The 24,491-nt window shown below is 71.9% G+C and carries 19 protein-coding genes; 6 read left to right on the forward strand and 13 right to left on the reverse strand.

Features of this window, described 5'->3' with window-relative positions; translation table 11 throughout:
* The first annotated feature begins 163 nt into the window (after positions 1 to 163).
* Both M2157_RS32680 and M2157_RS32685 read left to right on the forward strand, forming a co-directional pair.
* Positions 164 to 1,405, forward strand: coding sequence for a histidine kinase (locus M2157_RS32680; protein WP_348541811.1), 1,242 nt, complete (start codon positions 164 to 166; stop codon positions 1,403 to 1,405).
* The gene (locus tag M2157_RS32685) at positions 1,402 to 2,058 is read left to right on the forward strand and encodes a response regulator transcription factor (protein WP_266522960.1); all 657 of its coding nucleotides are present in this window, start codon (positions 1,402 to 1,404) and stop codon (positions 2,056 to 2,058) included. Before M2157_RS32680 ends, M2157_RS32685 begins: the two co-directional genes overlap by 4 nt.
* Here M2157_RS32685 and M2157_RS32690 read toward each other — a convergent pair.
* On the reverse strand, positions 1,963 to 2,643 hold the full coding sequence (locus M2157_RS32690; RefSeq protein ID WP_280866992.1) for a DedA family protein: 681 nt from the start codon (positions 2,641 to 2,643) through the stop codon (positions 1,963 to 1,965). The two genes, M2157_RS32685 and M2157_RS32690, sit on opposite strands and share 96 nt — an antisense overlap.
* On the reverse strand, positions 2,640 to 3,365 hold the full coding sequence (locus M2157_RS32695; protein WP_280866993.1) for a methyltransferase domain-containing protein: 726 nt from the start codon (positions 3,363 to 3,365) through the stop codon (positions 2,640 to 2,642). Before M2157_RS32695 ends, M2157_RS32690 begins: the two co-directional genes overlap by 4 nt.
* Positions 3,366 to 3,488: 123 nt before the next feature.
* On the opposite strand from M2157_RS32695, the gene M2157_RS32700 reads away from it, so the two are divergent.
* Together M2157_RS32700 and M2157_RS32705 are read left to right on the forward strand one after the other, a co-directional pair.
* Complete coding sequence (locus M2157_RS32700) at positions 3,489 to 4,643, forward strand: histidine kinase (protein WP_280866994.1); 1,155 nt, start codon at positions 3,489 to 3,491, stop codon at positions 4,641 to 4,643.
* Positions 4,640 to 5,290 carry a response regulator transcription factor gene (locus tag M2157_RS32705; protein WP_280866995.1) on the forward strand — a complete coding sequence of 217 codons (651 nt, stop codon included), beginning with the start codon at positions 4,640 to 4,642 and terminating at the stop codon, positions 5,288 to 5,290. The genes M2157_RS32700 and M2157_RS32705 overlap by 4 nt, the downstream gene beginning before the upstream one ends.
* Before the next feature lie 21 nt (positions 5,291 to 5,311).
* On the opposite strand, the gene M2157_RS32710 is transcribed toward M2157_RS32705, so the two are convergent.
* The 7 genes from M2157_RS32710 to M2157_RS32740 form a co-directional block, all read right to left on the reverse strand.
* Positions 5,312 to 6,220 (reverse strand): SDR family oxidoreductase, encoded by a 909-nt coding sequence (locus M2157_RS32710; RefSeq protein ID WP_280866996.1) that lies wholly within the window; start codon positions 6,218 to 6,220, stop codon positions 5,312 to 5,314.
* Positions 6,221 to 6,503: 283 nt separating this feature from the next.
* Positions 6,504 to 6,983 carry a MarR family winged helix-turn-helix transcriptional regulator gene (locus M2157_RS32715; protein WP_280857417.1) on the reverse strand — a complete coding sequence of 160 codons (480 nt, stop codon included), beginning with the start codon at positions 6,981 to 6,983 and terminating at the stop codon, positions 6,504 to 6,506.
* 7 nt (positions 6,984 to 6,990) lie between these two features.
* A complete protein-coding gene (locus M2157_RS32720) occupies positions 6,991 to 8,052 on the reverse strand; it encodes an alkene reductase (protein ID WP_280866997.1) in 1,062 nt (353 codons plus the stop codon).
* Between the two features lie 63 nt (positions 8,053 to 8,115).
* Positions 8,116 to 9,021 carry an NADP-dependent oxidoreductase gene (locus M2157_RS32725; RefSeq protein WP_280866998.1) on the reverse strand — a complete coding sequence of 302 codons (906 nt, stop codon included), beginning with the start codon at positions 9,019 to 9,021 and terminating at the stop codon, positions 8,116 to 8,118.
* A gap of 484 nt (positions 9,022 to 9,505) precedes the next feature.
* Positions 9,506 to 11,044, reverse strand: a complete 1,539-nt coding sequence (locus M2157_RS32730) for an APC family permease (protein WP_280866999.1) — start codon at positions 11,042 to 11,044, stop codon at positions 9,506 to 9,508.
* A 111-nt stretch (positions 11,045 to 11,155) separates the two neighbouring features.
* Positions 11,156 to 11,701 carry a hypothetical protein gene (locus M2157_RS32735; RefSeq protein ID WP_280867000.1) on the reverse strand — a complete coding sequence of 182 codons (546 nt, stop codon included), beginning with the start codon at positions 11,699 to 11,701 and terminating at the stop codon, positions 11,156 to 11,158.
* Between the two features lie 615 nt (positions 11,702 to 12,316).
* Positions 12,317 to 12,988, reverse strand: a complete 672-nt coding sequence (locus M2157_RS32740; protein WP_280867001.1) for an ANTAR domain-containing protein — start codon at positions 12,986 to 12,988, stop codon at positions 12,317 to 12,319.
* Positions 12,989 to 13,376: 388 nt separating this feature from the next.
* On the opposite strand from M2157_RS32740, the gene M2157_RS32745 reads away from it, so the two are divergent.
* Together M2157_RS32745 and M2157_RS32750 are read left to right on the forward strand one after the other, a co-directional pair.
* Positions 13,377 to 14,306, forward strand: coding sequence for an anti-sigma factor RsbA family regulatory protein (locus tag M2157_RS32745; protein ID WP_280868310.1), 930 nt, complete (start codon positions 13,377 to 13,379; stop codon positions 14,304 to 14,306).
* Positions 14,307 to 14,729: 423 nt separating this feature from the next.
* A complete protein-coding gene (locus M2157_RS32750; protein ID WP_280857411.1) occupies positions 14,730 to 15,608 on the forward strand; it encodes an alpha/beta hydrolase in 879 nt (292 codons plus the stop codon).
* Between the two features lie 445 nt (positions 15,609 to 16,053).
* Here the strand turns inward: M2157_RS32750 and fxsT are convergent, their stop codons facing one another.
* From fxsT to fxsB, 4 genes are all read right to left on the reverse strand, one after another.
* On the reverse strand, positions 16,054 to 19,974 hold the full coding sequence (gene fxsT, locus M2157_RS32755; protein WP_280867002.1) for an FxSxx-COOH system tetratricopeptide repeat protein: 3,921 nt from the start codon (positions 19,972 to 19,974) through the stop codon (positions 16,054 to 16,056).
* Entirely contained in the window at positions 19,971 to 21,299 is a 1,329-nt protein-coding gene (locus tag M2157_RS32760; protein ID WP_280857409.1) for a TIR-like protein FxsC, read from the reverse strand. The genes fxsT and M2157_RS32760 overlap by 4 nt, the downstream gene beginning before the upstream one ends.
* 89 nt (positions 21,300 to 21,388) lie before the next feature.
* Complete coding sequence (locus tag M2157_RS32765; RefSeq protein ID WP_280867003.1) at positions 21,389 to 22,171, reverse strand: AAC(3) family N-acetyltransferase; 783 nt, start codon at positions 22,169 to 22,171, stop codon at positions 21,389 to 21,391.
* A complete protein-coding gene (fxsB, locus tag M2157_RS32770; RefSeq protein ID WP_280867004.1) occupies positions 22,164 to 24,329 on the reverse strand; it encodes a radical SAM/SPASM protein FxsB, inactivated metallohydrolase extension form in 2,166 nt (721 codons plus the stop codon). Before fxsB ends, M2157_RS32765 begins: the two co-directional genes overlap by 8 nt.
* Positions 24,330 to 24,491: the final 162 nt, after the last annotated feature.

The following is a 24,491-nucleotide window of genomic DNA, read 5'->3' on the forward strand; positions in this document are numbered from 1 at the left end:
CCTCTTACGATCACGGAAGAGCGATCGGTCCCGGTCGGCGCTCTGCCCCAGGCGCCGCCCGCCCGCACCGCGAAGGGCACAGACCTTGACCCCCACGCCCCCACACGATTCCCGGCCCGAGCTGCCCGAGGCACTGACGAACGATGCCGAGCAGCGTGTGATCGTGTCGATCATCGCGTGGCTGTCGTCCTGGCGGTGGGCGGACCGGACCCACCCCCGGGTCCGGAGGTGGGGCGTACCGCTGTTCTGCGCCGTCCTGGGACTGCCGTCCGTACTCGATCCCGTCGGCGGATCCGGGGTCGCCGAAGAGCTGGTCCTCACCGTCGCCGTGGCCGTGCCGCTGCTGTGGCGGGAGCGCAGGCCCATGCTGGTCTTCGCGCTCATCACCGCCACCGCCGTGCTGATGGCCTCCACCGGGTCTCTCCACGGTGCCAACGCCAGTGCCGACGTCGCCCGCATCGTGGCCCTGTTCAACGTCGGCCGCTTCGCCACCCCCGGCCGGCTGCTCATCGCCGTCGCCGTCTCCCTGGTGCAACTGGTGGCCTGGGCCGCCACGCTCTGGAGCGACGGCCGGCCGGCGTACGCCACCCGGCCGGAAATCCTCATCCTGCTGGGGGTGGTGACGGTGACGGCCATCGCCGGTCTCGGTCTCGCCACCCGCCTGGTCAACGTCGTCATCGCCGCCCTGCAGAAGGAGAAGGACCAGCAGGCCCGCCTCGCCGTCGCCCAGGAACGCGCCCGCGTCTCCAAGGAGATGCACGACATCCTCGGCCACACCCTGGCCGTGATCGTCGGTCTGGCCGACGGCGCCGCGGGCCTGACCGAGGCGAAGCCGCACCGCGGTGCCGAGACCCTGCGGATCATCGCCGGCAGCGGCCGCAGCGCCCTCGCCGAACTGCGCCGCCTCCTCGCCGTCATCGGCGACGAGGCCGACCGGCCGCATGATGCCCCGCTCGCCCCGCAGCCCGGTTTGGCCGACCTCGATCCGCTGATCGAACGTGTCCGCGCGGCAGGTACGGCCGTCACCCTCAGCACCGACGGCGACCTCACCGCACTGGCCCCGGGCCTTCAGCTCGCCGTCTACCGCATCGTCCAGGAAGCCCTCACCAACACCCTCAAGTACGCCGCCGCCGACACCTCCGTCAGCGTCCGGGTGGCCGTCGGTTCCGACACGGTCCACGTCGATGTCGAGGACACCGGCCCCCCGCGCACACCCCGGTCCCGCAGACGGGGCACCGGAAGCGGTCGCGGTCTGGTCGGTATGCGCGAGCGCGCGGCCATCTACCAGGGCCGGGTCACCGCCGGGCCCAACCGCGAAGGCGGCTGGAGCGTCCACGCGCGTCTCCTGACCGCCCCGCCCGTCAAAACGACCCCAACGGCAACAAGGGAGCACCCCCGCACATGACCACCGTGCTCATCGTCGACGACCAGGCCCTGCAACGCCTCGGCTTCAGCATGCTCCTGGAACAGCACCCCGACCTCACCCTCATCGGCGAGGCCACCCACGGTGCCGAAGCCGTCCGCAAGGCCGCCGAGCTCAAACCCGACGTCGTCCTCATGGACGTCCGTATGCCCGGCATGGACGGCATCGAGGCCACCAGACGCATCGTCGAGTCCGGCGGCCGCTCCCGCATCCTGGTCCTGACCACCTTCGACCTCGACGAATACGCCTACGACGCCCTGCGCGCCGGAGCCTCCGGGTTCCTGCTGAAAGACGCCATGCCCGACGAACTCGTCGCCGGGATCCGCGCGGTGGCCGCCGGGGACGCCGTCATCTCGCCCGGTCTGACCCGCAAGCTCATCGATGCCTTCGGCAGCCGTCTGCCCGGTCACACGCCCGAACAGCAACGTCAGCTGGCCCGCCTCACCAACCGCGAACGCGAGGTGCTCACCGCCGTCGCGACCGGCTGGAGCAACACCGAGATCGCCGAACGCCTCTCCCTCGCCGAGTCCACCGTCAAGTCACACGTGAGCAGCATCCTCACCAAGATCGGAGTCCGGGACCGGGTCCAAGCGGTGATCTTCGCCTACGACACCGGTCTCGTCCGACCTGCTTGACCATGTTCGCCACAGCAGGGCGCCCCCGATCACCACCAGAGCCACCAGGGCGAGGGCAGGGCCGCCGAGGGTGAGGACGCGCTGGAGAGAGGTCGCGGCGGCATATCCGACACCCGCTTCAGCCGTGGCCCACACACAGGCGGCGAGGACGCTGTACGGGGCGATGCGGCGGTAGGGCAGGCGGGCGACGCCCGCGGAGTGCGGGGCGAGGGTGCGCACCACCGGCAGGAAGCGGGCCAGGAAGACCGCCCGGCCGCCGTGGCGCGTCATCAGCGTCTCGGCCTGCTGCCAGGCGGCGCCCGGTATCCGACGGCCCATCGGGCCTCCGCGCAGCCGGTCACCGAGATACCTGCCGGTGCGGTGGGCGAGAAAGTCCCCCGCCATCACGGCTCCGGCCGCGGCGGCGATGACGAGGGGAAGGCTGATGTGGCCGGTGCGGGCCAGTGCGCCGGCAGTCAGGAGCAGAGTCAGCGTGGGGATGAAGGCGCCGATGAGAAGGACCGACTCGGCCAGGACGGCGGCGGTCACCACCGCGTACGCCGCGGTCGGTGGGAGGCCGCCGAGGATGTCGGACAGCGCGTTCACCGCCTCGCCCCGTCGAACTGCGGCTCAGAGTGCTCCGCGGAGAGAAGGGGACGTTGCAGGTGCCAGACGCAGGCGGGGGGCAGGTTGGCCCATACCGTCCAGCAGCCCGTGGCGTACGTCCGCTGGTAGGCGGCCATGATCTCGTCGACGGCGGCGTGCCGGCGGGCCTCGGCTCGCGATGCCGTCAGGGCGCGGGCCTTGCGGGTGCCGAGATAGGCGAAGTAGGTCAGCGTTCCGCCGGGGTGGAGGAGCTCCAGGTAGCGGGCCATGATGCGCTCGACCTGCGCGGGCGTGAAGTTGGTCAGCGGCAGCCCCGAGACGATCACGTCGTACCGCTGGTCGGTGTCGAGCTGCTCGACGTAGGTCTGATGCACGGTCACCTGGGCCGGCCTGGCCGCCAGATGCGGGTGCGCGGTGACGAGGTGGCGCAGTCGTGCGGCGAAACGGGGGTTGGCCTCGACGATGTCCAGCCGGCTGCCGCGGGACAGCTGAGGGATCAGGGCCCGGGTGACCGGACCGGTGCCGGCACCGGCTTCCAGGACCGCCAGCGGGCGGGGCGCCTGAGCCCGAACCGGCTCGGTGAGTGCACGGGCCAGGGCCGTGCCGCTGGGGGCTATGGCGCCCGTGGTGCGCAGATCACGGGCCGCTTCGATCAGGAACATCCAGCCTTCGGCGTTGCGCTGCGCCAGGACACGGTCGTGGGAGGTGGTCCAGTCGTTCATGGAATCGACGCTAGAAAGCCGCGTCCGGCATTGGATCGGCCGTTCTGCGACGGCATGCCCCTACGAAAGTAGGGGGTGAGCATCGTAGATCGCCGGACGGAACGGCACACGGGTCTGCCTAGCATGGGCCCGGTGAGCAGCAGAGAAGGCCGCAGGTGGCAGGCCTACGGACGGGGCGTCCTCGTGGCGTTCTGCGTAGTGGCCGCCGCGCTGAACGACATGTCGTTCGCAGGGCGCCACCTGGCTGCCGTCATCACCGCGGCGCTGGTGTGCGGAACGGCCCTGCTCGTGCCCCGGCTGCGATGGCCGGTCGCGCCGCTGCTGGTCACCGTGGCCACGGCGTGGTGGGGATGGCCGTTGCTGCCGCTGCTGGCGGTCGCCCTGTTCGACCTGGCCGTGGATCGCCGGGCGCGGGTGGCGGTGGGCTGTGCCGTCGCCGCCCTGGGCGCCAACCTGCTCAGCTACCAGGACACCTCCCTGTGGACGGCGCAGTCCTACGCGTCCACGCTGCTCCTCCCCGTGCTGGCCGTGCTCGTCGGGCTGTGGCGGGGTGGCCGGAGCCGCCTGGTCCAGGCACTGGCGGCCGACGTCGAGCACCTGCGCATCGAGTCGCAGCTGCGCGAGGAAGCGGCCCGCATCGCGGAACGGTCCCGTATCGCCGCCGAGATGCATGACGTCCTGGCCCACCGTCTGAGCCTGATCGCCCTGCACACCGGCGTGCTGGCCACCAAGGGCGACATGCTGCCCGCACCGGTCGTCGAACGACTCGGTCTGCTGCGCACGGCCTCCGTCGAAGCCCTCACCGATCTGCGCGACGTTCTCGGTGTGCTGCGCGACCCCGACGCCGCGCCGGCCGACGCAGCGCTCACGCCGGTGATGAGGGAGGTGGGGGAACTGGCGGACGAGGCCCGCGCCGCCGGTCAGCACGTCGAGCTGACCACCGACGGCCTTCCCGAACAGGCTCCCACCACCCACCGCCTGGCCGTGCACCGCGTCGTCCAGGAAGCACTGACCAACGCCCGCAAGCACGCCGACGGTGCTCCGGTGACCGTACGCATCGACTACCGGCCGCCCGCCACCCTCGTGGAGGTCACCAACCCTGCCGGCACTCCCCGCACGGACACCGTCGGCAGTGGCTACGGACTCGTCGGCCTGCGCGAACGCGTCACCACCCTCGGCGGCCACCTGAACGCCGGACCGGCCGGCGCGGGCGCGTGGCGCGTGGCCGCCCGCATCCCCCACCCCCTCGGCATCGAGCAGAACGGCACCCCCACATGATCCGTGCCCTGATCGTCGACGATGACGCCCTGGTCCGCCTCGGCCTCACCGACCTCCTCGAAGGCGACCCCGGCATCGAGGTCGTGGCCCAGGCCGCCGACGGACTGCAGGCCGTCGAGCAGGCCGCAGCACACCGCATCGACGTCGCCCTCGTCGACGTACGGATGCCCCGCATGGACGGCATCACCGCCACGGCCCGGCTGCGGGCCCTCCCGCACCCCCCGAAGGTGATCACCCTGACCACCTTCGACCTCGACGAATACGTCTACGACGCCCTCGCCGCCGGAGCCGACGGGTTCCTCCTCAAGGACACCGACCCCGCCGAGATACTGCGTGCCGTCCACCTGGTGGCCGCCGGGTCGGCCATGCTCCACCCCACCGCGGCCCGCCGCCTCATCGACCGCTACCACGCCATCAACCAGCCCCAAGTCACCGCGGCCCAGGCACGGTTGGAGCGGCTCACGCCCCGCGAACGGGACGTACTCGCCCTGCTCGCCCAGGGCGACACCAACGCCGACATCGCCGCTCGTCTCGCCATGCGCGAGAGCACCGTCAAGGCTCACGTGAGCCGCATCCTGACCGCGCTGGAGGTCACCAACCGCGTCCAGGCCGCCCTCGTGGCCCGCGACGCCGGCCTCACCGCCTGACCGGAACGGCATGCGGGCCGGTCACCGGAGCCGTGCCGCGCCCAGCTCGTCGGTGTACCGGGCGAGGACGTCCTCGGCCGTGGGGACGGGGCCGAACAGCTGGTCCTGGCGGCGGGTGTCGGCGACGTAGCGGCCCGTGTCGAACCAGCCGAACATCGCGGCCATGTCCTTGACAAGGGGCAGGAAGCGGCCGGCGACGGTCCCTGCGGCGCGGGCGACAGCAGAAGGAACGGCCCACACCTTGATCTTCTTTCCGGCCCGGCTGCCCATCAGGTCGGCCATCTCGCGCATGCTGACCGGACGGTCCCAGCCGATGTCGACGCGCTCACCGTTGGCGGCCTCGGCGTCGACGGCGGCCGCCAGGTACGCCGCGAGATCGGAGGTGTGGACGAAGGTCAGCGGGACGCCGGCCTTGCCGATCCACGTCAGGCGGCCCTTGTCGAGCGGGTCGCCCGCCATGGTCGCGATCTGGTCGAGGAACGCCCCTGGGCGCAGGGCGACGAACGGGACGCCGAGCTGCTCGAGCTTGTCCTCGGCGATCTTCTTGTGCCAGAAGTGCGGGACCTGGGGCGTCTGGTCGCTGGTGAGGATGCTGGTCAGGACGAACCGCCGGATGCCGGAGCGGTGGGCGGCCTCGGCGAGGTTGGCGTTGCCGACGGTGTCGATGTCGTACGCGTTCCGGCCGCCGCGGGTGTAGCCGGCGGCGGTGGTGATGACGGCATCGGCGCCGTTCATCGCGGCGACGAGCGAGTCGAGGTCGAGCATGTCGCCGCGGGCGATCTCGACACCCCGCTTTTCGAGCCTGCTCGCGTCGGTGGTCGGCCGGACCAGGGCGCGGACGTTCTTGCCGCGCCCCAGCAGTTCGTCGACGACCTTGCCGCCGAGGGAGCCGGTCGCGCCGACGACGAGGACGGGGAGGGTGGTGGTCATGGGGGTCTCACTTTCCATCAGGTCAGTGGTGGGGGGATGGGGTGCGCGGGGCAGGGGTGACCGCGGAACGTGGGCGATGCGGTCGTCATCGAGGTGCGGCCGGTCGGCCGGCGGCGGGGGAGGGTGGTGGGGGCCCGCGGGGGCGCTGCCCTGCCCCGCCGTCCTTCCGACGGGGCATCCGCCGGGGCACCGGCCGCTCAGCTCACCGGGCTTCTTCAGACAGCCGGGGCGCGTGGCTCCGTTCGGCACGGGCCTTCGTGAACTGCAGCGTTGTCCTGGGGAGTTACTCGGACTCTTCCCGCGGAAGAGCGCTGCTGTTGATCGCGTCGGCGATCGCGTAGGCGGTGCGGACGAACGACTCCGCCTGCTGCGCCGACAGGTTCAGCGCGGAGGTCTCCTCCAGGGCCTGCCACATCGCCGCGATGGGCTCGCGCAGGGCTCGGCCCTTGTCGGTGAGATGGACGACCATGACGCGCCGATCGTGTGCGGCCGGCTCGCGGACGAGCAGTCCGGCGTCCTGCATGCGGCGCAGGGACTTGGAGACGGTGGAGTGGTCCAGGCCGACGCTCTCGAGCAGCTCGGATTGGGTCTGGCCGTCCCGGTCGAGGAGCTGCATCAGCAGCAGTTCCTGTCCGGGATGCAGGTTCATCGCACGGAGCATGGCGGCGGCGCGGGCGCGGTGGGCGCGGGCGAGCTGGAAGATCGCGTAGCTCATCGGCCCCTCGCTGGCCGTGGAGGGCGTGCGGTGTGTGGAGGCGGACATCGATTCCTCAGACGGTGTGGGTGGGGTAGTCGGTGTAGCCGGCCACTCCGCCGCCGTAGAAGGTCGCCGGGTCGGGGGTGTTCAGCGGCGCGTCAGAGCGTAGCCGCTCGACCAGGTCCGGGTTGGCGAGCGCGAGGGCGCCGACGGAGACGAGGTCGGCCGTGCCGTGGTCGATGTCCTTCGCGCGGGTGGGCAGGTCGGTGCCGGCCCGGTTGAGGATCAGCGTGGTCGGCCACAGCGACCGCAGGGTGCCCAGCAGCTCGTCGTCGCCCGAGTGCATCACGTGGAGGTAGGCGAGGCCGAGCGGGCTGAGCGCACGCAGGAGCGCCGGATACAGCTCGGCGGTGTCGGACTCGGCGATGTCGTTGTAGGGGTTGCCGGGGGAGACGCGCAGGCCGGTGCGGTCCGCGCCGATCTCCTCGGCCACGGCGGTGGCGACCTCGACGGCGAAGCGGATGCGGTTGTCGATGGAGCCGCCGTACTGGTCGGTGCGCTGGTTGGTGTTGTCGGCGAGGAACTGGTGCACGAGGTAGCCGTTGGCGCCGTGGATCTCGACGCCGTCGGCGCCTGCCGCGACGGCGGCCGCTGCGGCGCGGCGGAAGTCGTCGACGGTCGCCACGACCTCCTGCGTCGACAGCGCACGGGGCGTCGGCATCTCCTGGGGCCCGGACGCGGTGAACATCGCGCCCTGCGGCTGGACCGCCGAAGGGGCGACCGGCTGACGCCCGTGAGGGGTGTTGTCTGGGTGGGAGATGCGTCCGGTGTGCATCAGCTGGATGACGATCCGTCCGTCGGCCGCGTGCACGGCGTCGGTGACCTTGCGCCACCCGGCGATCTGGTCGTCATTGTGGATGCCGGGCGTGAGGAGGTAGCCCTGGCCGTCCGCGTTGGGCTGGGTGCCCTCGGTGATGATGAGCGCGTGCGAGGCCCGCTGGGCGTAGTACTCGGCGTTCAGCTCGGTGGGGACGCCTTCGGGTGTGGAGCGGTCACGGGTCATGGGGGCCATGACCAGGCGGTGCGGGAGGTTGATGTCGCCGACGGTGGTCGGTGTCCACAGGGCGTTCAGCATGAGTGGTCCTTCGGTGCGGTGCTGAGCAGAACAAGGCAGAACAAGAGGGAAAGGCGGGCGTGATCAGTCGAGGGTGAGGACGAGCTTGCCCCGGCCATGCCCGGCGTCGCTGACCTGCTGGGCCGTGGCGGCCTGGGTGAGCGGGTAGACGGTGACGGTGGTGACGAGCTTGCCGGTCGCGGCGTCCTGCGCCAGGGCGGCCAGGCGGGCGGCCGAGCGTTGCCGGCCACCGCTGGAGAAGGTGATGCCGAGCTGGTGCGCACGGAAGTCGGCGATGGTGACGATGCGCTCGGTGCCGCCGCGCAGGGCGATGGAGTCCTCCAGGGCGCCCTTCCCGGCCAGGTCGAACACCGCGTCCACGCCGTCGGGGGCGAGCGCCCGGACCCGCTCGACCAGACCCTCGCCGTAGAGGGTCGCGGTGGCGCCGAGCGAGGTGAGGTAGTCCTGGTTCGCGGGGCCGGCGGTGGCTATGACACGCGCTCCGCGGGCCGTGGCGAGCTGGACCGCCAGGGTGCCGACCGCTCCGGCCGCGCCGTGCATCAGTACGGTCTCCCCGGCGGCGACGCCCAGCAGGTCCAGGACCCGCTCGGCCGTCTCGCTCGCCACCGGCAGCGCGACCGCGTGCTGCCAGTCGAGGCCGGCGGGCTTGAGGGCCACGGTGGTGGCCAGCGCGTACTGGGCGTACGAGCCGGTGTCCGACCAGCCCAGCACCTCATCGCCCACCTTCACGTCCTGCACGCCCTCACCCAGGGCGTCCACCACGCCGGCGATCTCGGCACCGGGGACGGCGGGGAGCGGCGTGGGGAACGCGGCCTCCATCGCCCCGGAGCGGATCTTGCCGTCCAGCGCGTTCAGCCCGGCCGCCTTGACGCGGACGCGGATCTGCCCGGGGCCGGGCTGCGGGACCTCGATGTCCGCCTCGTGCAGCACGTCGGTGCCTCCGAAACGGTCGAACAGGATGGCTTTCATGACGACTCCTCTCGTGTCGCCACCCATTTAGGTGGCTGGACACATAATCAAGGTAACAGCAAACATGTGGCTAGCCAACTATTTGCTGTAATGGTTACGGAGAGAGGTGGTCGGGGATGGTCCGGGCCGGGGGGACGTGGCGGCGAGCCAACCCGGCCGGGGCTCATCGGATGTGCTTCGCCGGGTGTGCGCCCAGCCCGGGCAGCCAGCCCGTATGACGAAGTGGCCGACACAGGTGGTCAGGGAGCGCGCCCACAGCGATGAGCGGTGTGGCCAGGCGGCGCGGTTGCGGGAGGCGGTCCATCGCCACCGTCGCGCCCACGATCATGCGGATCGCGACTCCCACGCTGCCGATGATGTCGAACGTGGCGCGCAGGGTGTCGAGGACGGCAACGCGCAGCGCGAGCCGGTTGCGGCCGTCCGCCGGTTACCGTCCCCGCAGCAGGGCCGCCCCGAGCCGCGCCGCGGGGCCGTGGAGGAGAACTCAGGGGCGGGCGGCCGCCTCGGACTCCGCCCTGCGCGTCGGTGCGCCCAGTGCCCAGAACAGGACGCCGAGGAGCATGAACCCGAGCAGGGGGAGAGCCTCCGTGAGGAGGTACTTGACGCGTTCGTGGTGGCTCCAGCCGTCCGGCGCGTAGTCCGGGCCGAACCACCCGTCGCCGGCGCCCGGGGCGACCAACTGCACGCAGGCGAACAGGACGAGCACGGTCAGGACGATGCTGATGGCGAGGGGAGCGGGTGCCCTGTAGGGGCGCGGGACGTCCGGGGCCTTGCGGCGCAGTACCGCGAGCGCCGGGAAGATGCCCAGGTAGCTGACCAGGGTGGTGGAGACGGCCAGGCCAAGGACGGCGCCGAAGAGCTTCGCCGCGCTGCCGTTCGTGAGTTCGTGGGCCAGGACCAGGACGGCCGTGGAGACCAGCCCGCTGAGGACGTTGACGCGGACCGGGGTGCCGAAGCGGCTGGAGATGACGCCGAGGAAGCGCGGGGCCGCGCCGTCGTAGCCGGAGACGGCGAGGGCACGGTCGGAGCCCATCACCCAGGTCACGCCCGAGGACAGCACGGTGAGGATGAACAGGACCGCGGCCAGGTCCCCGAGCAGGCTCCCGGCGCCGCTGAGCGTGGCGGTGCCGTCGCCGGCGACATGGCCGCCGTAGACCGTGAAGACCTGGCGGATCGCGTCGATGAACCCGCCGAGGCCGGTTATGGCCTTGACGGGCAGCACGAGCAGGATGCCGAGGATCGGCAGGGCGTAGAGGAGTACGGAGAGGGCGGCGCTGCGGAAGACGGCGTACGGCACGTCCTTCTGGGCGTCGGTCATCTCGTCGCCCGCGGTGCTGGGCAGTTCGAAGCCGACGTAGTTGAACATCAGGACGGGCACCAGGCCGACGAAGCCCGCGTACGTCGGGGAGAAGTCGCCGAGGCCGAATCCGTGCAGGCCGTGCTGGACGCCGTAGACGACGACCGTGGCGGTGAACAGGCCGAGCAGGAGGAAGCGGCTCCACGCGCCGACGGTGGGGATCCACTTGCCGACGTCGAAGGAGAGGATCGCGGCGAGGACGCCGATCCAGACGAAGGCGAGGGTGAAGACGTAGAAGGCCGGGGTGCTCAGGTCCTTGCCGCCGTTGAAGAAGGTCGTGTACGCGGTGACCGCGGAGACGGAGAGGGTGCCGCCGAGCCAGACCGGATTGGTGATCCAGTAGAGGAAGTTGTTGACCGCGCCGGCCAGGCGGCCGAAGGCGCGGCTGGTCCAGATGTAGGGGCCGCCCTCGTCGGGGAACGCGGCGCCGAGTTCGGCGGTCAGCAGGGCCGAGGGGACGAAGAACACGGCGGCCAGCACGAGGAGCCAGGTGAACGCCTCCGCACCGGAGGAGGCCACCGTGCCGATCGTGTCCACGCCCACGATGGTGCACAGCAGGAAGAACAGGATGTCGAAGCGGCCGAAGTGCTTGCGCAGCTTCTGGCGTTCCGACCGGGCTGCCGGCGGCGCGTCCGCAGGCTCTGAGGTTATGGGGCCAGCGGTCACCAGGGGCTCCTGCCGATGGGCGGTACAGGCGGAATTCGGCCAATGATCGACGCCGCCGCACATGCTCACAAGCGTTCATTGGGAACTCTTGACCGGGTATTGCCGAACGCTCTAGGAGTTCCGGAGTTCCGCGCGCAGGGAGTCGCGCAGCCGGCGGAGGTCGTCCGCGGGGCGGCCCAGGCCGTTGAGGCGCAGCCGGGCCGCCTCGGTGCGGTCGACGGGGCGGGTGGTGAAGGCCAGGTTCATCGAGGCGCGCAGCATCCACAGGTCGTAGGCGAGCAGGCGGCCCGCGCGGGCCTGCGCGGCCACCAGGTCCGGGTCGGTCGTCCCCAGGTCCTGAAGCCGGGTGCGCAGCCGGTGCAGGGTGATGCTCTGCTGCCCGCAGTCCCGTGCCGTGCCGCGCGACGGCGGACCGGGTTCCCCGCACGCGGCCACGGCCTCGTCGGCCGGCGTCTGCGCGGCCACCGCCTCGTCCAGAACCGCGACGAGCGCCCGCAACTGCTCCGGCCGCGACGGGCGGGCGGGGGCCGGGCGGCGGCGGGGGCGCAGAAGCGGTCGTACGGCACCGAGCAGTTGCACGGCAGCGAGCCACCGCCGGGCCCCGAGCGGCCGTTCCGCTCGGGGCGCGGGCGCGTCCGGAGCTGTGCCTGTGCGCATAACCCCTCCTGGCGTCCGTGGCGTCCGTGGCGTCCGTGGCGTCCGTGGCGGCCCCGCGACCGCGATGCTCCGGGCCCGGTCGGTGGGGCCTGTGCCACCGCGGAACGGGCCCCGTCGGCAGGTCCTCGCGGCCGTGGGGAGCCGGGCTCCGCCCGTCGCGTTCCTCCAGTGTGCGCCTCGTGCGCTGCCGGGTGTTCCCGTGCGTCCCGTCCGGCAAGGCTTGATCGGGCGTTCTCAGGGGTAGTTGTCCTCCCCCGGGAGTAGCGGAAGGCGGTGCGGTCGTCCCGGGGAGGCAGGGCAGGTGCCTCCGTGGGCACGATGTGCGGGCGGGTCTCGAGGACGAGGCTGGTCCGTGTCTGGGAACAGGAAATCAGGCCCGAGGAGGGCGCCATGAACCGCCAGATCCGCGTTCGCGTCAGCCGTCGGCCCTCGTCCTCCCGTGACACCCGGCAGCCCGAGATCGACCGCAGGACACCGTCGGGACGGCTGCTGCCGTACTGACGCCGGTCCGGGCAATCGCGCGTACCTGGACAGCGCCGGCCGTCTCGCCGTCGTACGACCTGATCGGCGACCCGTCCGCACCGACCGCCGGCTCGACGACCCGCCCCCCTGCACTCAGTTCAGACAACGGTCGATCGCCGTCCGCAGCGCCCGCCGCAGCTCCGGTGACGGCAGCGGGCCGGCGCCCCCGGCCCCGGCCGTGACCACCGCCGCGACCTTGCGCAGCTTGGTGTTGGAGAGCTGGGAGGCCTCCCGCAGGACGTTCCATGCCTGGTCCGAGGAGCAGGCATGGGTGGCCATCAGGACACCGCGCGCCTGGTCGATGACCGGGCGGGTGACGATCGCCTGCCGGAGCTGCTCGACCTCCGTGCGCAGCGCGTCCAGCTGTTCCGCGCGCTCCAGGACCACCGCGGAGGGCACGGGCTCGCGGTGGGTTCCGGGGCCGTGCAGCGGATCGTCGGGATCCAGACCGGCCATCTCCAGGACGCGGCGCGGCTGGTCGTTCCAGCCGGTCGCCGTCACCCGTACGCGACGGCGGCGGCCGTAGGTGTCGAGGACCTCCAGGAACCGCAGTCCCGTCGTGTCCATGAAGGCGACGCCGGTCATGTCCAGGTCGACCCGGCCGGTGCCGTCCGGCAGCCGCGCCAGCGCCTGGGCCAGGGTGTCCGCACAGCCGTGGATCAGATCGCCGCGGAGGACGAGCACGGCCCTGCCCCCCTCCACGCCGGCGTCGATGGTCAGAGTGTTCAGTCGCCCTGCGAGCGATGTGTGTGTCGCTGAGCTCATGTCCGCCTCGCTGCTCCCCACAGTCGTCACGACGTTGAGTCACCGATCGCCGCCGACTCCCGGCCCGGTCCGAGGGTGTGGCCGCGCAGGGCCCGGCGGTGCTGGAATGCGCCTGCCCGGCGTGTCGGGCAGTACACCCGGCTCATCCGGGGAGTACATCCGGCTCATCCGGGGAGTACATCCGGCTCATGGGGGGAGTGACAGGCGCCTCCCGGGGGTAAACGCGGTCTCGTCCAGGTAGTGGCGCAGAGACGTTTCTGTCGGGGAGACGTATCGAAGGGGAGACAGCCCGGTCGGCAGAGTGGAGAGCAGGTGTGGACACATGGTCCAAGGCGCCCAGGCGCCGCCTTCCGGCAGGCGGGAGCGCGGTGACGACGCCGTGAACGCCGTGGCCGAGACCGCGGGTCCGTTCGTGCATCCCGCGCTCTTCTACCGCGACGAGCGGGACTACCTCGCCGGTGTGGTGCCGTTCGTACGCAAGGCGCTCGCCGCCGGGGAACCGGTGGCCGTGGCCGTGCCCACCGAGAACCTGCGGCTGCTGAAGGCGGAGATCGGCGCCGGGGAGGCCGTACGGTTCCTCGACATGCGCGAGGCCGGGCGCAACCCCGGCCGGATCATCCCTGGGGTGCTGCGCGCCTTCGCCGACGCCCAGCCGCCGGGTACCCGGGTGCGGATCGTCGGCGAGCCGATCTGGGCCGGGCGCACGGCCACCGAGTACCCGGCCTGCGTCCAGCACGAGGCCCTGATCAACGCGGCCTTCCAGGGCCGCCCGGTCACCATCCTGTGCCCGTACGACACCCGGCGCCTCGACCGGCAGGCCGTCGCCGACGCCTACGCCACCCACCCCGTGGTCGTCGACGCCGGCTCCGGGCGCGAGGAGGAGAGCGCACGCTACGACTTCGAGGCCGTGCACGCCCGCTACAACGCACCCCTGCCGCCGGCCCCGGACGTGCCGGCCCACGCCTTCGTCGCCGATGTGCTCGGCGAGATCCGGCACTTCGCCACCGACGCGGCCGCGCGGTTCGGGCTCGTGCGGCCACGGCTCGACGACCTGGCGCTGGCCGTCGCCGAGCTGACCACCAACAGCGTGGTGCACGGCGGCGGTTCGGGCCTGCTGCGGGTATGGGCCGAGGACGGGCACGTGGTCTGCGAGGTCCGCGACCGGGGACACCTCACCGACCTGCTGGCCGGCCGCCGACCGCCCTCACGGGGCCAGCACGGCGGCCGCGGCCTCCTCATCGTCAACCTCGTCGCCGACCTCGTGCGGGTGCACACCGGGCCGGAGGGCTCCACCGTCCGCTGCTGGTTCGCTCTCTGAGAGGCGGCGCCCCGAGCGCCAGGGCGGCCGGTCATGGCGAGATCGTCAACCTCGTCGCCGGTCTCGTGCGGGTGCACGCCGGGCCGGAGGGCTCCACCGTCCGCTGCTGGTTCGCTTTCTGAGAGGCCGTGATCCGCGCGCGGCCGCCGGTCATGGCGAGATCGTCAACCTCGTCGCCGGTCTCGTGCGGGTGCACGCCGGGCCGGAGGGCTCGACGGTCCGCTGCTGGTTCGCCCTCTGAGATGCCGCGACCCGCGCGCCACGGCCGCCGGTCACGGCGAGTCCTCGTCCCGGTGGCCGAACTGCGCCGGTCCACCCCGCCCCGGTCCCGTTTGACCTGCGAATTCGTTTCGCCGTACCCCCGCGTGGGCAAGGTTCGGGCAGCGTGGCCCGGTCAAGGCCTCGGGTGGGGGGAGCGCGGCGGTGCCCGACCATGTGCGTACGGCGGACGGACGACGGTTACGGGTGGAGGTCTCGGGGGATCCGCACGGACGCCCCGTGTTCCTCCTGCACGGCATGCCCGGCAGCCGGGTGGGGCCGAAACCCCGCTCGTTCTTCCTCCACCAGCGCGGCGCGCGCCTCATCAGCTACGACCGGCCGGGGTACGGCGGTTCGGACCGCATGCCGCGCCGCCGGGTGGCGGACGTGGCCCAGGATGTGGCCGATGTGGCCGACGCCCTCGAACTCGACCGGTTCGCGGTGGCCGGCCGCTCCGCCGGAGCCCCGCACGCCCTGGCCTGCGCCGCGCTGCTGCCGGACCGGGTGACCAGGGCGGCGGCGTTGGTGGGCTGGGCACCGCGCGACGCGGAGGGCCTGGACTGGTATGCGGGGATGGCGCCGTCCAACGTCGCCGCCCTGAGCACGGCCGCCACCGACCCCGAGCGTTTCGCCGCCGGGATCATCCCGCGCTCCGCCGCCATCCGCAGTGATCCCGCGCGCCTGCTGGAGGAACTGCGCGAGGAACTCACCGCCGACGACAGGCTGATCGTCTCGGACAACACCATCCGCTCGATGCTGCTGCGCAACTACCGTGAGGCGCTGCGCACTTCGCCGTACGGCTGGATCGACGACGCCCTGGCCCTCACCGCGTCCTGGGGCTTCGACCCGGCGCGGATCAAGGTGCCGGTGCTGCTGTGGCACGGCAAGGACGACGTCTTCTCCCCGGCCTCGCACGCCTCCTGGCTCGCCGACCGCATCCCGCGTGCCACGGCCGTCCTGGAACCCACGTCGGCACACTTCGCCGCACTGCGCGCCCTGCCCGCCGTGCTGGACTGGCTGCTGGCCGAAACGCGGACGCACTGACGCGCATCCGCGCGGGGTGGGCGGACGGGCTGGTGGAGGCGTGGGCGGACGGCCGGGCCGGCGGGCCGGCGGGCGAGGGGATGATCGGAGGCGCGGACGCACGAGCGCATGGGTGGGCTGGTGGGCGCGCGGACGAGCGGGGGCCGAGGCGTGGGCGGACGGCCGGGTTTGGCGGAGGCAGAGGCGGACGGGCGCTAGGGCAGGCGGGCGGACGGGTTGGCGGAGGCAGGGGTGGACGGGCGCTCGCGCGGGTGGGTGGACGCGTGGGCGGGTGGACGGGTTGGCGGAGGCAGGGGTGGACGGGCGCTCGCGCGGGTGGGTGGACGCGTGGGCGGGTGGACGGGTTGGCGGAGGCAGGGGTGGACGGGCGCTCGGGCAGGCGGGTGGACGCGCTGACGTACGACGGACGGCGCCGTCTCACTCGGCGGCGCCGGCCCGCGCGGGGTCACACGGACAGTGGCTCCAGGTCCCGGTAGATGCGCCGCTCACGGCTCGCCAGCAGGGTGATGCCGTTGTCCTCCCCGAGCAGCAGGCGCAGTTCCGCCAGCGCGTCGTCCCGCAGGGCGCGGGCCTCGGCGTCACGGCCCAGGGCCCGCAGGGCGAGCCCCAGGTTGGTGACCACGGCGAGCGTCTCGGGGTGGTGGCCGCCGAGGGCCTCGCGCAGCACCGGCAGCGCCGCCTCGTCCCGTTCCCGCGCCTCCTCGAAGCGGCCCTGGTCGTAGAGGACGTTGGCGTAGTTCACGCTGCTGAACACGGCGTGCGGATGGTGCTCGCCCAGCACCTCCGCCATGCGGGGCAGCACCTTGAGGAACACCGCCTCCGCCTCGTCCAGGTCCCGGCAGCCCCAGTGGAAGATCCCCAGGTTGTTCAGGGCCGCCTGGGTGTACGGATGCGCCTCGCCCGGCACCTTCATGTACTCGGCGAGCACCTCCTGGGCCACCTCGCGGGCCCTGTCCCGTTCGTCGGCAGCGAACAGGTCCGCCGCCAGGTTCAGGTCGCAGGCCAGCGAGTCGGGCGTCGCGGCCGAGTACTGGTCCTTGTACTGCTTGCGGGTCGCCTCGGTCAGCCGACGGGCGTCCTCCAGCTGCCCGTTGCGGCGCAGCGACACCGCCAGGGACTTGGCGCAGCGCAGGGTGCCGGGGAACTCCCTGCTCAGGATCCGTTTGTGGGCCGCGTACGCCCGCGACAGGATGGACACCGACTCCGCGTACCGCCCGACCTCCCTGAGGTCACGGCCGAGCCGCTCGGCCGAGGCCAGCGTGTAGGGATGGTCGGGGCCGAGGACGGCCGTACGCCGGTCGAGCGTGTCCTGGTCGATGCCGCGTGCCTGGCCGTAGTTGCCCACCATCCGCAGGGCGAGAGCGAGGTTGTTGGCCGCGCTGAGGGTGCGCCGGTGCGACTCGTGGAAGATCTCGCTGAAGCCGTCGTGCGCCCTCTTGGCCAGGTCGACCGCCTTCGTGTACTCGCCCAGGGCCGCCAGGTCGCTGGAGAGCGCGGACATGGTGGCGTACGTGTGCGGGTGCTGTTCGCCCAGTTCCCGGCGCTGGCGTTCGAGCAGGTCCTCGCCGATCTCCCGGGCCTCCACGTAACGCCCCTGCGACCGCAGCACGTTGGCGAGGTGGAAACGCAGGTAGAGGTAGTAGACGTCGTCCTCCCCGAGCACCGGCATCCAGTGCTGGAGCAGGTCCTCCGCGAGGCGCCTCGCGGCCAGGAAGTCACCGCGTTTCCACTGGTAGCGGACCCGGTCGATGAGCAGTCGACGGGTGTCGGCCTCACGGCAGTTGCGGGCGTCGGAAGCGGACAGGTGCGGCCAGATGACGGCGAAGCGGGGCCACGTGGCCGGGTCGTCGATGGGTTCGTCGCCGTCGGGCCGGGCGCCCGCCAGGACGGTATGCACGACGTGCCGGGCCTCCTGCTGCTTCTCCTCGGGCATCTGGGCGCGGATCACCGCCTGCACCAGCCGGTGCACCTGGAGGCTGTTGGTCTTCTGGTCGACCTTGGCGAGCGCGAACCGGCCGATCTCCCGGATGACCCGGCCGAGCAGCAGGCTCTCCTGGAGCGAGGGGTCGTACGGCTTGAGCGCAGTGATCATCTCCTTGCTGTAGAGCAGTTGCTGGGAGATCGGCTCGGGAGCGAGGAAGGCGCACAGCTGCAGCAGCCGCACCGCCGCGGGTGACCGCTTCTCCAGCTGTTCGATCGACACGTTCCAGGTGGCCGCGACCGTCCGCGGGTAGTCGGGCGGCTGGTTGAGGTCCAGCACCTCGGTGGTCTGCCGGGCCAGCTGTCGCAGATAGTCCTCTATCGGGGTGGCGGTCTCGGCCAGCCAGGCCGCCGCCTGCTCGACCGCCAGCGGCAGGTCGCCGAGGGCCTCCGCCACCCGGTCGGCGTCCTCGGCCGTCAGGCCGTCCTCGCGGCGCCGGGTCAGGTGCTCGATGCTTTCCTTGCGCTCGAAGACGTCGATCTGCTGGGACGCCCCGTGCTGGGACCAGGCCTGGTTGCGGGAGGTGACGAGGATGTGCCCACCGTCCCCGGTGGGGAAGTAGCGGGCCAGCTCCGCGGGATCGCCGGCGTTGTCGAAGACCAGGATCCAGCGCTTGGTCGGCAGCCCGCGGGACAGCCGCTGCACGGCTTCCTGGCTGGCCTTCGTCATGTCGTCCTCGGGGCTCGTCGCGCCTATCAGCGGGGCGAGTTCGGCCAGCGAGGCGACCACGTCGTCGATGTGTTCGGCGGACATCCACCAGACCAGGTCGTAGTCGGCCATGAAGCGGTGCACGTACTCGATGGCGAGCTGGGTCTTGCCCACGCCGCCCAGTCCGAACAGTGCCTGCGGCTGCGGCGGGCCGGACAGGTCGCCCAGCTGCGTGCGGATCCGGTCCATGATCGGGGCCCGGCCGGTGAAGGTGGTGTTGCGCTGGGGCGCGTTCCAGATACCGGGGGTGATGCCGGGGAAGCGGGGGGCCGAGGGGCTGCTCTCGGCCGGCTGCAGCGGGAGTTCCAGCGCGCGCTGGAGCGCGGCCACACACTCCGTCTCGTCGAGCCGGTGCAGGTCGGTGCACGGCTCCGGGAGCGGGACCTCCTCGACCCGCAGCGGCACCACCGAGCTGCGGGCGCCGTCCGGGGTCCGCTCGCCGAGGGCACGCCAGACGGAGTCGGCGTACCGGGACTCCTGGAAGGTCTTCGACAGCAGCACCACGGTGTGGGCGGTCGTCTCCGCCGGCTCGACCGGGCCGGTGGATATCTCGTGCAGCGTGACCTCGCAGCCGGCCCGCTTGAGGAGGTACTCGACCCAGTCGGCCCACATCCGCTTCTCCGCCGCGTACGCGACCACGACATCGGCCACGCTGGTCAGCGGCCGGCGCCTGAGGTAGGCGTCCCGGCAGCGCAGCCGGACCGGTTCGGGGATCTGCGGCAGCGAGGTGACCTCGCGGTCGGAGATGACGGCCGTGAGCCGCTCGAAGGCGGACAGCAGCGAGTTGGCGATGCCGCTCTCGTCGCCGACGGTGGCGAGGGTCTCCTCGTAGGCGTAGTACGGGCGGTAGGGGATCTCGACGTTGCCCCAGTAGGCGCTGAGCTCCTCCTGGCTCAGCGGCCGGCCGTCCGCCCCCTTGGGCAGTCCCTCGAACCGCATCCGGGCCAGCGCGCGACCGGCGTCGACCTTCTCCTTCTCGCCCTCGTCGATGCGCATCGGCACCGGCAGGACCCGTATCCGGCGCGGCCGGTAGCCCTCCTCGACACTGCGGGCGACCACCGCCGCTCCCTCCAGCGCCTGGTCGCTGAGGGTGAAGCAGTCCACCAGAACGTCGGGCATCTCCATGGTGCAGATGTCGGCGTTGTCCGAGAGACCGGTGCGGCTGTCGATCAGGACGTAGTCGTACGTCTTCTTCATGCTGGCCCTGAGCGCCCTGAGGAAGGTGCCGCCGCCGAGGCGCTCGTAGAAGTTGTCCCACTCGAACGAGGTGACCGCCGCCGAGTAGGCCCGGTCCTGGCGGCCCGCGGAGAGGAAGTCGAGGGAGCCGCCCTCGGGGAAGTGCAGGTCGAAGCGCTCGGGCCGGATGGACACGGCGTGCTGCTCGACCTGGGCGTAGGCCAGGTGCCAGTCGTCGGGGCGCTGGGTGCCCGTGGTCGCGGCCCAGGCGTAGTCCTGGATGATGTTGATGACCCCCGGGGTCGCGGACAGCGCCTTGGGGTCCAGGAACGGGTGGAAGAAGCGGTGCAGGCCCGGCGCCTCCAGGTCCCAGTCGACCGCGAGCACGCGTTTGCCGTTGGCCGCGAGGATCCAGGCGGTGTTGGCCAGGGCCATGGTGCGGCCCGTACCGCCCTTGTACGAATAGAAAGTGATGACACGTCCGTCGCGCGGGCCCGTCATGCTTCTCCTCCGTGGTCGGGTCCGCCTTCCGGGTACGGCGGCTGGATGGGGCCCAGCAGACGGGGCCTGGGCACGTGCGGTCCCGGCGGCGGATGGGCCTCCGCGTGTTTGAGGTACTGCCGGGTGGTGTGCGCCACGACGGCGGGCAGCACGTCGGTGAACGCCTTGAGCGTGGGGACGCCGTTGACCGCGGTACGGCAGTCGGTGCGTCTGCCGCGCTCCAGCAGCAGCGGGAGCGTGCGCTCGAACTCCATGGTCAGGCGCTGTCCCTCGTCGCCGTGACACTGCAGGTCGGCCCGGTTCCAGGGGACGACCGCGCTCACCCACGGCTGGGCCTGGGCGTCGAACGCCTTCAGTCTGCGCCGCCGTTCCTCGTCGGTCAGCGTCCACCGGTCGACGAGCAGGATGCGCGGCCGGCCGGTCTTGCCGCTCTCCTCGCCGGTGCCGGGGGAGAGGGGGCCGTCGGTGTCCTCGTCGTCGAAGGAGGAGACCGTGGGCCGGTAGTCCAGCGAGCGGATCAGCTCCTCCGCCAGGGCGGGCAGCGGGCGCGTCGACTCGGAGTGGTAGGGGTTCCAGTCCAGCGCGTCCTCGCCGTAGGGGCGCGGGTCGCGGTCCTCGGGGACGCTGTCGCGGGTGGGTGCGGCCACCGTCAGATGGATGTGCCGCGGTTCCTCGCCGCGCGGCCGGAACGCACTCGGTGTCGACTCGTAGTCGCGCAGCCGGCCCGGCGGCAGCGGCGACTCCTCGGCCACCTGGACGATCCGCTGGGCGAGGGTGAGGACGGTCTCCTCGTACTCGTCGCGCAGCCTGCTGAGTTTGATGAGCCCGTAGAAGCCGTTGGTCGCGTAACGGTCGCCGAAGGTCGTGCGATCGAGGTGTATGTGGCGTATGGAGTCCGGCAGTTGGTGGAAGTCGACGCGCGTCCACAGGGCCGGGACGATGGCCGACACCTCGCGTCCGCCGGCGGCCCGGGCGTGCAGGATGCGCTCGTTGAACGCGAACAGTTCACGGCCGCACATCTCGCTGGTGAAGTAGCGCGGTGACAGCAGCGGTACGAAGACCCGGCAGCGGGCCAGGTTCTCGCTGAGCTTCCTCGGCCACCCCACGCCGGAGCCCATCTCCCGGTCTATGAAGCCGACTTCGGCGCCGGCGGGCAGGTCGGTCAGCGCCATGATGTGGTTGCACAGGTCCCGGTAGAGCTGGTGCACCCAGTGATCGGGGTCGCCGCCACCCGAACCCCACGGCGGGGTGTGGGCGTAGCTGAGGAAGAAATAGGGCTGCCCCTCGGCCGAGGCCTGCCCCCACTCTCCGTCAGGTGTGTCCAACACGCCCCCCTGCGCGTCGATGACCCCGTAGCCGGAGCCACCTGTGACCGGAAGAACAATGTGCCTGACCAAGGGCCTGGGCGGTTCACTTAATTCAGGTCATTTCGGAGGCGATATCTGGACAGTTGATCGCGTACGTCGTCCACGACGGCCCTCATACCGAAGAGCGTGACCGTCTTTCCGGCCCACTGTCCCCGGGTGAGGAGCTTGCCCGGCAGCCGGGCGCCCATCTCCGCGAAGTCCCGGTCGTCCAGGGCGACATCCTCGTACGGGTACCAGTTGCCCGGCGCTCCGACCACGCACCGGTACTCGCGTGTGGGGGGTGCCGGAGTCATGCGGTACTCGGCGAGATGGAAGGCGCTGCACACCTCGAACCCGACGCGCAGCAACAGCACTTCGGCGTCCGCCGCGTACAGCCGGGCGAGCGGGGATCGCTCACCGAGGTGGCAGTGCGGGTCGTGTCCGGACAGCAACTCGGCGGCCCGCGCCCCGATTCCGGCCAGCGAGGTCTGCGGATGCGCGCTGCGCACGGCTCCCCTCGTGGTGCGCACGCACTCGGCGAGCGCGCCCATCGACGGACAGGGCGTGGTGTCCGGGTCGAAGGGGAGCATCTTCCGCGCCCGGTACGCGGCGGCCTCCTCCGCGCTCAGGTGGGCGACGCGGGCCCGGTGGGCGCGGGAGGTGTCCGAGTTCTCCGGGGTGAAGGCCGGCACCACGAGGGTCCCGTCGGGCCCGAGGGCGGCCAGCAGCGCGTCCCGGACCAGGGTGGGGGGCAGCCCGGTGCCGCTCAGCGAGGTGTGCACCATGAGGACACCGCCGGGTCGGATGCCCAACTCGCCCAGCAGCAGGCGCAGTCGCGTCAGCTCAGACAAGTCGCTGCCACTCCGCGCGCAGTTCCTCCAGGAGGGCGGCGCCGCTCTCGGTGAGCTCCCGCGCGGGCAGTCCGTCAAGCCGGGTCAGGGCCCGTTCCGTGCGGGCCAGCGCCGAGGCCGCCGCAGCACTCGAGGGCCCCGCGTGTTCGGCGTCCCCCAGGGCGTCGGACGCCTCGGTGAACAACTCGCCGGCCGTGCTTCCCGGCACGTGCAGATGCGCCGCCTCGCGCAGCGCGGCCAGCCGGGCCCGGCGCAGGTGACGAGGTAATTCCCTTGCCAGTACGGCGGGTTCGGCGTCGACCGCGACACCCAGCGCGCCCAGCCCGTGCTCGTCGCCGCGGATGCCCGTCCCGGCCTGGAGCGGGGTGACGACGGCGAGGAGCAGCGGAGGACGCGGCCCGGACGACAGCGCGGTACGAAGACGGTCCCTGAACGCGGCCAGGGCGTCCGGAGCCAGGGGGGCGGACACCTCGGCCGCGTAGACGGCACGCCAGGGGTCGGCGTCGTCGATGAGCAGCGGCGGTGTGCCCTTGCCGTCGGACATCTCCAGCGTCGTCAGCGGCCGCCACCACGGGCCGGGACCGGTGTCCGTCGCCAGTGAGCTGCCGTCGGCGAGACGCACGCTCACCGTGCGGCCGGTGACGGTCGCCTCCACGCGCCCGGGGGCGGGCAGTGTCATGGTGCCCAGCGTCGGAAGGTGCAGCTCGCGGGACGGCTGCTCCCAGGAGAGCCGCAGGGGGGCCTGGGCGTGAACGGCCGCGGCGACCGCGACGGACGCGCAGCGGGCGGTCGTGGTGGTGCCGGACTGGCCCGAGCGGCGCAGTGAGGACCGTACATAGGGGTGGGTCAGCAGTCGGTTGAGGTGGGTGGCTCCGTCGTCGTCCGCGTCCAGTCGCAGCAGGGCGTGCCAGGTCTCGTCCCAGTCCGGGCGCCCGGCGAGCCGTTCGTTGGCGGCGGCCAGCCGTTCCCGGTCCTGTTTGAGCAGGGCGAAGGACAGCTCGTCCGGGTCGTGGACGCCGGGGAAGAGGGCGCGTTCGGTGATCCGGTCGGCGATGCCGTCGACCAGGGCCCGCAGGTCCGCGCAGAACACGGAGGGATTGTCGAAGCCGCTCTCGGAGCTGTAGCGGTGGGCGTAGAGGCCACCGCCGCAGGACTCCACCACGGGACAGCGACGGCAGGTCTCGGACACTCCCGCGAGGCCCGTCTGGCGGGCCCGCACCCCGGGATGCCGGGCGAGTTCCGCGAAGTCGTTCCGGAAGACGTCGTACCCCGTGGCGGGGGCGCCGTCGTAGGCGGTCTTCAGCGAGTCCGCCTGCTCGAAGGTGCCGTCGGTCTCCACGACCGCGAGGTCGGACGGGGCGAGCCCCATGGCCTCGGTCAGGCTGGGGCCGCCGCGCAGGGTGCTGAGCACCGAGTCGAAGGTCCGCACGGGCACCTTGCGGCCCTGCTCGGTCCAGCGGTCGAAGATGGTCAACAGCCAGTCGGCGTACGGGGTTGGTGAGCCGGAGTCGCCGCGTGGGGGCGGTGTGTCCCAGGTGGAGTGCGGCAGGAGGTAGTCGATGCGCGGCGGATCGAGCGCGGTCAGTGCGTCATGGACGGCGACCGGGTCGTTGCGGACGTCGACGGTGCACAGCAGTCCGCCGAAGAGGTGACGGTACGGCGGTGTCTGCAACAGGTCGACGGCGCGCAGGACCCGGTCGTAACTGCTCCTGCCGCGACGGTCGAGCCGGTGCCGGTCGTTGGCGAGCCTGTCGCCGTCCAGGCTCAGGCTCACCCGGACGCCGAATTCCGCGAACACGTCCAGATGGCGTCTGCTCAGCTGAATTCCGTTGGTGTGAATACGGAGGTCCAGCGTGGTGACATCGGTGAGTGCGGTGTTGAGTTCTGAGCAGATCTCGCGCAGTCGGGCCGGGCCCGCGAGAAGGGGTTCACCGCCGTGCAGGATGACGGAGACGGATTCCAGTCCGACGGTTCCGGCGTATTCGGCGAGCCGCTGGGCCGTCTGAGTGACCGTCTCCTTCTGGATGACGACCGGCCGCGCTTTCCAGCTCCGGTCGGCGTGCTCGTAGACGTAACAGTGGTCGCACGCCAGATCGCAGCGGCTGTGCACCTTGAAAACGAGCTGCTGGAGCGGGGTGTCCGCTGCGGGGTCGGTCATTTACCACAGATTAGTACCTACGGCCACCCCTGACGCCCCGGTTCGAGACAACTCCCAGGTGAACCAGAGGGGTTGACGGGGGAGCGGTGTACCGGTGAGGTTGACTCAGAAGTGGGCTGCGCAAGCCCAACGAGGCTGACTTACAGCCCACTTCTGTCAAGC

The organism is Streptomyces sp. SAI-127, assembly GCF_029894425.1.
Classification (GTDB): Bacteria; Actinomycetota; Actinomycetes; order Streptomycetales; family Streptomycetaceae; genus Streptomyces.